Origin of the sequence: Pseudomonas sp. MIL9, assembly GCF_016887925.1 — a bacterium.
Lineage (GTDB): Bacteria > Pseudomonadota > Gammaproteobacteria > Pseudomonadales > Pseudomonadaceae > Aquipseudomonas > Aquipseudomonas mohnii.
Genome location: NZ_JAFEHE010000039.1, coordinates 22545 through 33122, shown reverse-complemented (window position 1 = coordinate 33122; position 10578 = coordinate 22545). Strand labels below are relative to the sequence as shown.

Below are 10578 nucleotides of genomic sequence, written 5' to 3'. Positions count from 1 at the left end.
CCAAGGACGGTGAAAATTTCAAAAACCCGATTTCCGGTGGACCGTAAGGCTGCTCCGCTTAAGTGAACAGCATTACGGCACAGGGCCGGGGTTTGTGATGTTCCTTGCAGCCTTAAACCAGCGCAGCAATCGCCGCGTTGAACGTGGCGCTCGGACGCATGGCCTTGCTGATCAGTTCGGCATTGGCGTGGTAGTAACCGCCGATGTCCACTGGTTTGCCCTGAACGGCATTGAGCTCGGCAACGATGGTTGCTTCGTTCTCGGTCAGGGTTTTGGCCAGGGGCGCGAACTGCGCTTGCAGGGCCTTGTCTTCGGTCTGGGCGGCCAGGGCTTGAGCCCAGTACAGCGCCAGGTAGAAGTGGCTGCCGCGGTTGTCGATGTTGCCGACTTTGCGCGATGGCGACTTGTTGTTGTCCAGGAACTGGCCGGTGGCCTGGTCCAGGGTCTTGGCCAGAACCAGCGCCTTGGGATTGTTGTAGGTCACGCCCAGGTGTTCCAGGGACGCAGCCAGTGCCAGGAATTCACCCAGCGAGTCCCAGCGCAGGAAGTTTTCTTCCAGCAGCTGTTGAACGTGCTTCGGTGCGGAACCGCCAGCGCCGGTTTCGAACAGGCCGCCGCCTTTCATCAGCGGAACGATCGACAGCATCTTGGCGCTGGTGCCCAGTTCCATGATCGGGAACAGGTCGGTCAGGTAGTCGCGCAGAACGTTGCCGGTCACCGAGATGGTGTCCTTGCCTTCGCGGGTGCGCTTGAGGGTGTACTTCATCGCGTCGACTGGCGCCATGATCTGGATGTCCAGGCCGGTCGTGTCGTGATCCTTCAGGTAAGCCTGAACTTTCTCGATCACTACGCCGTCGTGGGCGCGCATCGGGTCCAGCCAGAAGATCGCTGGTGTGTTGCTTGCGCGGGCACGGTTGACGGCCAGTTTGACCCAGTCCTGGATCGGCGCGTCTTTGGCCTGGCACATGCGGAAGATATCGCCGGCTTCAACCGATTGTTCCAGCAGCAGGGTGCCTTTGGCGTCGGTCACACGGACAACACCGTTGGTCTTGATCTGGAACGTCTTGTCGTGGGAGCCGTACTCTTCGGCTTTTTGCGCCATCAGGCCAACGTTCGGTACGCTGCCCATGGTGGTTGGATCGAAAGCGCCATTGGCCTTGCAGTCTTCGATCACTGCCTGGTAGATGGTGGCGTAGCAGCGATCCGGGATCACGGCCTTGGTGTCGTGCAGCTGGCCGTCGGCGCCCCACATTTTGCCGGAGTCACGGATCATGGCTGGCATCGAGGCGTCGACGATGACGTCGCTCGGCACGTGCAGGTTGGTGATGCCTTTGTCGGAGTTGACCATCGCCAGCGGTGGGCGAACAGCGTAGACCGCTTGAATGTCGGCTTCGATCTGAGCTTGTTGCTCGGCCGGCAGGGTCTTGATGCGCGCGTACAGGTCGCCGATGCCGTTGTTCAGGTTAAAGCCGATCTGTGCCAGCACGTCAGCGTGCTTGGCCAGTGCGTCTTTATAGAACTCGGCAACGATCTGGCCGAACATGATCGGGTCGGAAACCTTCATCATGGTGGCTTTCAGGTGAACCGACAGCAGCACGCCTTTGGCTTTGGCGTCTTCGATCTCGGCGGCGATGAAGCTGCGCAGAGCGTTTTTGCTCATGACCGCGCAATCGAGGATCTCACCGGCTTCTACGGTGGTTTTTTCTTTCAGGACGGTGGTGGTGCCGTCTTGAGCGATCAGTTCGATTTTCACAGCGCCAGCGGCGTCGATCAGGGCTGCTTTTTCGCTGCCGTAGAAATCGCCGGTGTTCATGTGCGCGACATGGGACTTGGAGTCGGCAGCCCAGACGCCCATTTTGTGCGGGTGTTTGCGCGCATAGTTCTTGACCGACAGCGGAGCGCGACGATCGGAGTTGCCTTCGCGCAGAACCGGGTTCACGGCGCTGCCCTTGATCTTGTCGTAACGGGCCTTGGCTTCTTTGTCGGCTTCGGTGGTCACGGTTTCCGGGTAGTCCGGCAGGGCGTAGCCCTGGGCTTGCAGCTCTTTGATCGCGGCCTGCAGTTGCGGAACCGAGGCGCTGATGTTCGGCAGCTTGATGATGTTCGCCTCAGGCGTAATCGCCAGGGCGCCCAGTTCGGCGAGGTGGTCGGCTACGGCTTTGTCGCCCAATTGCTCGGGGAAGCTGGCCAGGATACGCCCTGCAAGAGAGATATCGCGGGTTTCAACGGCGATATCAGCCGAGGCGGTGAAGGCCTCTACGATAGGCAACAGTGAATAGGTGGCGAGGGCGGGAGCTTCGTCGGTGAAGGTATAGATGATCTTCGAGCGGGTGGGCATATTCGGATTAACTCTCTCTTCTTTGCTAAAGCGTGCGCAGAAACTCGAGGGCGCCGGGTAAGCGCGTTCGTTCAAAGTCATCCATGAGCCGAATATCGAGGTTTCGTTGCTGTGATGTTGGGTGCATCAGTAGAGCGACAAGCAAGCGGGCTGCGGTAACAGACCGGCTTATGCGGCGGAAAGGCTCATCATGGAGCAGTTCAGTCGTCGTGACTCTGTGGTCAGCGGGCAGCATTATACATAGGTAGCTGGCAATCTGCCGATGGTTCATACGCGACGATTGTCGTCCATTGGTCTAAAGGTCGCAGGGGCGCGTGGGGCGTAGAGTCATTCGTCGTGCTGTAGTTTGGCGCTTTTCCCTTTGCTTTCAGGCTTGTAGGCCGCCAGTTGTGCAGCTTTGCGGCACGTGGATGGAACATAGGGTTTGCGCGCAGATTTAACTGGGTTACGCTCGAATGAAGCCAGATGTTCAATCCAATCAATGGAGTTCAGCATGGGTTACAAGAAGATTCAGGTTCCAGCCGTCGGCGACAAAATCACCGTCAATGCAGACCATTCTCTCAATGTTCCTAATAACCCGATCATTCCCTTCATCGAAGGCGACGGCATTGGGGTTGATATCAGCCCTGTCATGATCAAGGTTGTCGATGCTGCCGTGAAGAAGGCTTACGGCGGCGAGCGCAAGATTTCCTGGATGGAAGTGTACGCCGGGGAAAAAGCGACTCAGGTTTACGATCAGGACACCTGGCTGCCCCAGGAAACCCTGGACGCGGTCAAGGACTACGTGGTTTCCATCAAGGGTCCGCTGACTACCCCGGTCGGTGGTGGCATTCGTTCGCTGAACGTGGCGCTGCGTCAGCAACTCGATCTCTATGTCTGCCTGCGTCCGGTGCGCTGGTTCGAAGGCGTGCCGAGCCCGGTCAAGAAGCCTGGCGACGTCGACATGACGATCTTCCGCGAGAACTCCGAAGACATCTATGCCGGTATCGAGTGGAAGGCCGGTTCGGCCGAGGCCACCAAAGTCATCAAATTCCTTAAAGAAGAAATGGGCGTCACCAAGATCCGTTTCGACGAAAACTGCGGTATCGGCATCAAGCCGGTTTCCCTGCAGGGCACCAAGCGCCTGGCGCGCAAGGCGCTGCAATATGTGGTCGATAATGACCGCGATTCGCTGACCATCGTGCACAAAGGCAACATCATGAAGTTCACCGAAGGTGCCTTCAAGGAGTGGGCCTACGAAGTGGCCGCCGAAGAGTTCGGCGCGACCCTGCTCGATGGCGGTCCGTGGATGCAGTTCAAGAACCCGAAAACCGGCAAGAACGTCATCGTCAAGGATGCCATCGCCGACGCCATGCTCCAGCAGATCCTGCTGCGCCCGGCCGAGTACGATGTCATCGCGACCCTGAACCTGAACGGCGACTACCTCTCCGACGCCCTGGCGGCGGAAGTGGGCGGTATCGGTATCGCGCCAGGCGCCAACCTGTCCGACACCGTGGCGATGTTCGAAGCCACCCACGGTACTGCGCCGAAGTACGCCGGCAAGGACCAGGTCAACCCGGGTTCGTTGATTCTGTCCGCTGAAATGATGTTGCGCCACATGGGCTGGACCGAAGCGGCTGACCTGATCATCAAGGGCACCAACGGCGCGATTTCCGCCAAAACCGTGACCTACGACTTCGAACGCCTGATGGACGGCGCCACGCTGCTTTCGTCTTCGGCCTTCGGCGATGCCCTGATCTCGCACATGTAAGCGAATCCAGGCTGCAAAAAAACGCCCGGCTCAATTGAGTCGGGCGTTTTTCATGGCTGGGGCGGTCAGCTCAGAGCTGTGCCGTGGGTGCTGGTGGAGGCGGTAGTGGTAGTCGCGGTGGTGGTTTTGGCCAGGGCGTCGTTGATCTCGACCGCATGCAGCCCCTTGGGCCCCTGGATGATGTTGAAGGTCACAGCCTGTCCGGCCTTCAGGGTTCTATAGCCATCCATTTTGATGGCCGAGTAGTGGGCAAACAGATCTTCTGTCTTGCCGTCCTCGTTGATGAAGCCGTAACCCTTGGCGTTGTTGAACCACTTGACCTTGCCGACTGCCATACACATATCCCTCTGCAACAGACTCCATCACTGGAGTATCATCCAGTTCATCCGCAGTCGCCTTTTCGAAAAAAGTTGACTCCGCGGACCTTTTTTACCCACTGTGGGCTCTATTGGTTGTAACACCGTTTTGCTGATAGTCAAGGTGACCCGGCAGTCGGAGTTGAAATTGGCCATAGCTGCCCCCACCACTGTATTTGCACAACTGACGAACCTTTCTTTCCATGCATGCAATCAGCCAGATTCGACTAACATTCAATCAGGATCGCCCTGATTTACACGACGACGATTCCGCAGGCATTGCTGTTCAGGAGGCCAAGCCTGCTCTACAGGCGCCGCCGATGTACAAGGTGGTTTTGTTCAATGATGACTACACACCGATGGATTTCGTCGTCGAAGTGCTCGAGGTGTTTTTTAACCTGAATCGCGAGCTGGCGACCAAGGTCATGCTGGCCGTCCATACAGAAGGGCGGGCAGTATGTGGAGTGTTTACCCGCGACATCGCCGAGACCAAGGCCATGCAGGTCAACCAGTACGCCAGGGAAAGCCAGCATCCGCTACTCTGTGAAATCGAGAAGGACGGTTAATCGCCGGACACTTGGGTATGAGGTGAAGCTATGTTAAACCGCGAGCTCGAAGTCACCCTCAATCTTGCCTTCAAGGAGGCTCGTTCGAAGCGTCATGAATTCATGACCGTCGAGCATCTCCTGTTGGCCCTATTGGACAATGAGGCTGCCGCCACCGTTTTGCGTGCCTGCGGCGCAAACCTCGACAAACTCAAGCACGACCTGCAGGAGTTCATCGACTCCACCACGCCGTTGATCCCCGTGCATGACGAGGACCGCGAAACCCAGCCAACCCTGGGCTTCCAGCGTGTACTGCAACGTGCTGTGTTTCACGTACAGAGCTCGGGCAAACGTGAAGTGACTGGCGCCAACGTGCTGGTCGCGATCTTCAGTGAACAAGAGAGTCAGGCAGTGTTCCTGCTGAAACAGCAGAGCGTTGCCCGTATCGATGTCGTCAACTACATCGCCCATGGCATTTCCAAGGTGCCAGGGCACGGCGATCACTCTGAGGGCGAGCAAGATATGCAGGACGACGAGGGCGGTGAGTCTTCTTCTTCAGGCAACCCACTGGATGCTTATGCCAGTAACCTCAACGAACTCGCGCGCCAGGGTCGTATCGATCCGTTGGTCGGTCGTGAGCTGGAAGTCGAGCGCGTTGCGCAGATCCTGGCGCGTCGTCGCAAAAACAATCCGCTGCTGGTAGGCGAGGCGGGCGTGGGTAAAACCGCGATTGCCGAAGGCCTGGCCAAGCGCATTGTCGACAACCAGGTACCGGACCTGCTGGCCAATAGCGTGGTTTACTCCCTTGATCTGGGGGCCTTGCTGGCCGGGACCAAATATCGCGGTGATTTCGAGAAGCGCTTCAAGGCGTTGCTCAATGAACTGAAAAAACGTCCGCAGGCGATCCTGTTCATCGATGAGATCCACACCATCATCGGTGCGGGTGCAGCGTCCGGCGGCGTCATGGACGCCTCTAACCTGCTCAAGCCGCTGCTGTCGTCGGGTGATATCCGGTGCATTGGTTCGACGACCTTCCAGGAATTCCGCGGCATCTTCGAGAAGGACCGTGCCTTGGCTCGGCGCTTCCAGAAGGTCGATGTATCCGAGCCTTCGGTGGAAGACACCATCGGTATCCTGCGCGGCCTGAAAGGGCGTTTCGAGACCCATCACAATATCGAATACAGTGATGAAGCCCTGCGCGCCGCTGCCGAACTGGCCTCGCGCTACATCAATGACCGGCACATGCCGGACAAGGCCATCGACGTCATCGACGAGGCGGGTGCCTACCAGCGCCTGCAGCCGATCGAGAAGCGCGTAAAGCGCATCGAGGTGGCTCAGGTCGAGGACATCGTCGCGAAAATCGCGCGGATTCCGCCAAAACACGTCACCAGTTCCGACAAGGAGCTGCTGCGTAACCTTGAGCGTGACCTGAAGTTGACGGTGTTTGGTCAGGATGCTGCGATCGACTCCCTGGCGACCGCGATCAAGCTGTCCCGAGCCGGACTCAAGTCGCCTGACAAGCCTGTCGGTTCGTTCCTGTTCGCCGGTCCCACCGGTGTCGGTAAAACCGAAGCGGCGCGTCAGCTCGCCAAGGCCTTGGGTGTCGAGCTGGTTCGTTTCGACATGTCCGAGTACATGGAGCGCCACACCGTATCGCGTCTGATCGGTGCGCCTCCGGGCTATGTCGGGTTCGATCAGGGCGGCCTGCTGACTGAAGCCATTACCAAGCAGCCTCACTGCGTGCTGTTGCTCGATGAAATCGAGAAGGCGCATCCGGAAGTCTTCAACCTGCTGCTGCAGGTCATGGACCACGGTACGTTGACCGATAACAACGGGCGCAAGGCGGATTTCCGTAACGTGATCGTCATCATGACGACCAACGCCGGTGCCGAGACCGCAGCCCGTGCCTCGATTGGTTTCACCTATCAGGATCACTCTTCCGACGCGATGGAAGTGATCAAGAAAAGCTTCACGCCGGAATTCCGTAACCGCCTGGACACCATCATTCAGTTTGGTCGCCTCAGTCACGAGGTCATCAAGAGCGTGGTGGACAAGTTCCTCATCGAGCTTCAGGCGCAGCTGGAAGACAAGCGTGTGCTGTTGGAGGTTTCCGATGCGGCCCGCAGCTGGCTGGCAGCCGGTGGTTACGACGCAGCGATGGGTGCTCGACCAATGGCTCGCCTGATCCAGGACAAGATCAAGCGTCCGCTGGCGGAGGAGATTCTCTTTGGCGAACTGGCCGAACATGGCGGTGTGGTGCACATCGACATCAAGGACGGCGAGCTGACCTTCGAGTTCGAGACCACGGCCGAAATGGCCTGAGGTTAAACCGTTGCAAAGCAGAAAGGCGCCGATTGGCGCCTTTTTGCTGTCTGCCTGAAGCTCGCTCCCCGCACAAACAAAAACGCCCGGCAATGCCGGGCGTTTTGTGTTGACTTGATTAGCGAGCGGACGCTGTCTTTGCAGGAGCGAGCCTGCTCGCGATGGTCGTCAACGATGATGCGGGGAGTCTGGCTTGACGCGGTACCCTCAGGTTTTTCGCGAGCAAGCTAGCTCCTACCTTAGCGAGCGCGGTAAGTGATGCGCCCTTTGCTCAAGTCATAGGGCGTCAGCTCGACGCGCACTTTGTCACCGGTAAGAATACGAATGTAGTTCTTGCGCATCTTGCCGGAAATATGCGCGGTTACGACGTGCCCATTTTCCAACTCCACACGAAACATGGTGTTGGGCAGGGTGTCGACGACAGTGCCTTCCATTTCGAAGCTGTCTTCTTTCGACATGCAGTAAAGCCCTCGGTGTCCAATGAATGGCCCGGTGCAACTGCGCCAGGCAAAAGCGGCGTGCATTGTGCCCGAAAAGTGGGGTTCAAGCCAAGGGGTTTAGGCCGTGCTCTAGTTCAGGGCAACCCAGCGCTGGTTAATCAGCAGTTCAATGGGTCGATATTGCGTCTTGTAGCTCATTTTTTTGCAGTTCTTGATCCAGTAACCCAGGTAAACCGCGTCCAGCCCCAGGCGCCGGGCCTCGCCAATCTGCCACAGGATCGCGAAACGCCCCAGGCTTCGGCGGTCTTCGGCAGGCTCATAGAAGGTGTAGACCGCGGACAGACCGTTCGGCAGAAGGTCGGTGACAGCGATGGCCAGCAGCCGCCCGTCGAGGCGAAATTCATAGAAGCGCGAGAAAGGCAGGTCACGTACCAGGAATGTCGAAAACTGATCGCGACTCGGCGGATACATGTCGCCATCGGCATGACGCTGTTCGATGTAGCGCTGGTAAAGGTCGAAATACTCTTCACTGAAACCTGGCTTGGCCGGGCGTACTTGCAAGTCGGCATTGCGTTTGAAAATGCGCTTCTGCTGACGGTTGGGGGTGAATTGTCCTACAGGGATGCGTGCAGGCACGCACGCATTGCAGTTTTGACAATGCGGCCGATAGAGGTGATCGCCACTGCGACGAAAACCCATTTCCGACAGGTCCGCATAGACATGCACATCCATGGGCTGGCTAGGATCGAGGAACAGGGTTGTAGCCTGCTCCTCTGGCAGATAACTGCAAGAGTGGGGCTGAGTGGCATAGAACTTCAAACGCGCCAACTCGGTCATGATCAACCCTCGGGATAAACTTTTAATTAGGGGGCGTCTCTAAGTGTAAGCCACGCGCGCGAAAGTCGCTCAGCAAACCCAGGTCGCACGGCTGGGATGGTCCAGGTACTGCGACAGATAGCCGGCAAACGCGCTGCGGGGAATCGCTCGCGCACCGAGGCTATGCAGATGGTCGGTCGGCATCTGGCAATCGATCAGCACGAAACCCCAGTCTTTCAGGTGTTGCACCAAGGTGGCAAAGCCATACTTGGAGGCGTTGTCGGCGCGGCTGAACATGGACTCGCCGAAAAACAATTGCCCCATTGCCAGGCCATACAGCCCGCCAACCAGTTCACCCTGATCCCAGACCTCCACCGAATGCGCATAACCGCGCTTGTGCAGTTCCAGGTAAGCGTCCTGCATGGCTTGCGTGATCCAGGTGCCATCGGCGTAGTCGCGCGGCGCTGCGCAGGCACGGATGACGGCGGCAAAATCCTGGTCGAAGGTCACCTGATAGCGTTGTTGGCGCAGCAATTTGTTCAGGCTGCGCGAGACGTGCAGTTCGTCGGGAAATAGCACGGTGCGCGGGTCCGGCGACCACCAGAGAATCGGCTGGCCTTCCGAGAACCAGGGAAAGCAACCGTGCCGGTACGCCCGGATCAGCCGATCGGCGGACAGATCGCCGCCGGCGGCCAGCAGACCGTTGGGGTCGCGCATGGCTTTGTCCAGCGGCGGGAACGTCAGGGTATTGCGTTGTAACCAAGTCAGCATGGCGTCCGGGCTTGCAGAGAGGGGAGGGTAGTGGCGATTGTCGGCCCACCACCCAGTGTGCCGTCAAGCGATGGGAATGTCGTCGAGGTATTTTTCCGCGTCCAGTGCCGCCATGCATCCTGCTCCGGCGGAAGTGACGGCCTGGCGATAGACGTGGTCGGCCACATCGCCAGCGGCAAATACCCCGGCGATGGCCGTCGCAGTGGCATCGCCTTCGCTGCCTCCCTTGACCAGCAGGTAGCCGTCACGCATTTCCAACTGGCCGGTGAAAAGGTCAGTGTTGGGTTTGTGGCCGATGGCAATGAACACGCCAGCGAGCGGCAGCTCCTGGGTGGCTCCGGTGAGGCTGTCGCGCAGGCGCGCACCGGTGACGCCACTGGCATCGCCCAGCACTTCATCCAGATGCTGGTTCCAGTGCAGGCGGATATTGCCATTGGCGGCTTTCTCGAAGAGTTTGTCCTGAAGAATCTTCTCCGAGCGCAACTTGTCCCGACGGTGAATCAGGTGCACTTCCCTGGCAATGTTGGACAGGTACAACGCTTCTTCAACCGCCGTATTGCCGCCACCGATCACGGCGACGACCTGATTGCGATAGAAGAAGCCGTCGCAAGTCGCGCAAGCCGAAACCCCTTTGCCGGCAAACGTCTCTTCCGAGGGCAGCCCCAGGTATTGCGCGGAGGCCCCGGTGGCAATAATCAGCGCATCGCACGTATAGGTTCCGCTGTCTCCCGTGAGTTCAAACGGGCGCTGTTGCAACTTGGCCGTGTGGATGTGGTCGTAGACGATCTCTGTGTCAAAGCGTTCGGCGTGTTTTTGCATGCGCTCCATCAGGGCAGGGCCGGTGAGGCCTTCGACATCGCCGGGCCAGTTATCGACTTCGACGGTGGTGGTGAGCTGGCCACCTGCCTGTATGCCGGTAATGACAACGGGTTTGAGGTTGGCGCGGGCGGCATACACGGCTGCGCTGTAACCGGCGGGGCCGGAACCCAGAATGATCAGGCGGTGATGCTTCGCTTCGCTCATAAAAACACCTCATAAGCCTTTGTCACAAAAGAGAATGCGTGCTCAAATTGAGTCGCACGTAATGTGCTTTTGACTATGCTGAAACCTAAGGTTTCAAGCATGGCATCGGACGAACAAACCCGTACAATGCGTGGCTGTCACAGTGTTTGTAACAAAATAAGCAGTGCGTTTCGTGTTTATAAAAACCGAGGCGCAATGTTAAAAGTAGTACTTGTTA

At 58.1% G+C, this 10578-nt stretch carries 9 protein-coding genes; 3 read left to right on the top strand and 6 right to left on the bottom strand.

Going from position 1 to position 10578, the window contains the following annotated elements:
* Window positions 1-112: 112 nt before the first annotated feature.
* Entirely contained in the window at window positions 113-2338 is a 2226-nt protein-coding gene (locus JQF37_RS30520; RefSeq protein WP_130211200.1) for an NADP-dependent isocitrate dehydrogenase, read from the bottom strand.
* 493 nt (window positions 2339-2831) lie between these two features.
* Here JQF37_RS30520 and icd point away from each other — a divergent pair, with 493 nt between their 5' ends.
* Window positions 2832-4088, top strand: coding sequence for an NADP-dependent isocitrate dehydrogenase (gene icd, locus JQF37_RS30515; protein ID WP_047527687.1), 1257 nt, complete (start codon window positions 2832-2834; stop codon window positions 4086-4088).
* Between the two features lie 65 nt (window positions 4089-4153).
* Here the strand turns inward: icd and cspD are convergent, their stop codons facing one another.
* Window positions 4154-4423, bottom strand: a complete 270-nt coding sequence (cspD, locus tag JQF37_RS31760) for a cold shock domain-containing protein CspD (protein ID WP_130211201.1) — start codon at window positions 4421-4423, stop codon at window positions 4154-4156.
* 224 nt (window positions 4424-4647) lie between these two features.
* Here cspD and clpS point away from each other — a divergent pair, with 224 nt between their 5' ends.
* Together clpS and clpA are read left to right on the top strand one after the other, a co-directional pair.
* Entirely contained in the window at window positions 4648-5010 is a 363-nt protein-coding gene (clpS, locus tag JQF37_RS30505; protein WP_015094394.1) for an ATP-dependent Clp protease adapter ClpS, read from the top strand.
* Between the two features lie 30 nt (window positions 5011-5040).
* Window positions 5041-7311, top strand: a complete 2271-nt coding sequence (clpA, locus tag JQF37_RS30500) for an ATP-dependent Clp protease ATP-binding subunit ClpA (RefSeq protein ID WP_047527693.1) — start codon at window positions 5041-5043, stop codon at window positions 7309-7311.
* Window positions 7312-7550: 239 nt separating this feature from the next.
* On the opposite strand, the gene infA is transcribed toward clpA, so the two are convergent.
* From infA to trxB, 4 genes are all read right to left on the bottom strand, one after another.
* Window positions 7551-7769, bottom strand: coding sequence for a translation initiation factor IF-1 (gene infA, locus JQF37_RS30495; RefSeq protein ID WP_002553999.1), 219 nt, complete (start codon window positions 7767-7769; stop codon window positions 7551-7553).
* Window positions 7770-7880: 111 nt separating this feature from the next.
* Window positions 7881-8588, bottom strand: a complete 708-nt coding sequence (locus JQF37_RS30490; RefSeq protein ID WP_047527699.1) for an arginyltransferase — start codon at window positions 8586-8588, stop codon at window positions 7881-7883.
* Window positions 8589-8657: 69 nt separating this feature from the next.
* Window positions 8658-9338, bottom strand: a complete 681-nt coding sequence (gene aat, locus JQF37_RS30485; RefSeq protein ID WP_130211202.1) for a leucyl/phenylalanyl-tRNA--protein transferase — start codon at window positions 9336-9338, stop codon at window positions 8658-8660.
* Between the two features lie 63 nt (window positions 9339-9401).
* On the bottom strand, window positions 9402-10361 hold the full coding sequence (gene trxB / locus JQF37_RS30480; protein ID WP_130211203.1) for a thioredoxin-disulfide reductase: 960 nt from the start codon (window positions 10359-10361) through the stop codon (window positions 9402-9404).
* Window positions 10362-10578: the final 217 nt, after the last annotated feature.

Bases quoted from the DNA above. Each gene is read 5' to 3' on its own strand.
- icd (WP_047527687.1), top strand. From the start codon at position 2,832: ATGGGTTACAAGAAGATTCAGGTTCCAGCCGTCGGCGACAAAATCACC.
- aat (WP_130211202.1), bottom strand. From the start codon at position 9,338: ATGCTGACTTGGTTACAACGCAATACCCTGACGTTCCCGCCGCTGGAC.
- JQF37_RS30520 (WP_130211200.1), bottom strand. From the start codon at position 2,338: ATGCCCACCCGCTCGAAGATCATCTATACCTTCACCGACGAAGCTCCC.
- clpA (WP_047527693.1), top strand. From the start codon at position 5,041: ATGTTAAACCGCGAGCTCGAAGTCACCCTCAATCTTGCCTTCAAGGAG.
- clpS (WP_015094394.1), top strand. From the start codon at position 4,648: ATGCATGCAATCAGCCAGATTCGACTAACATTCAATCAGGATCGCCCT.
- infA (WP_002553999.1), bottom strand. From the start codon at position 7,769: ATGTCGAAAGAAGACAGCTTCGAAATGGAAGGCACTGTCGTCGACACC.
- trxB (WP_130211203.1), bottom strand. From the start codon at position 10,361: ATGAGCGAAGCGAAGCATCACCGCCTGATCATTCTGGGTTCCGGCCCC.
- cspD (WP_130211201.1), bottom strand. From the start codon at position 4,423: ATGGCAGTCGGCAAGGTCAAGTGGTTCAACAACGCCAAGGGTTACGGC.
- JQF37_RS30490 (WP_047527699.1), bottom strand. From the start codon at position 8,588: ATGACCGAGTTGGCGCGTTTGAAGTTCTATGCCACTCAGCCCCACTCT.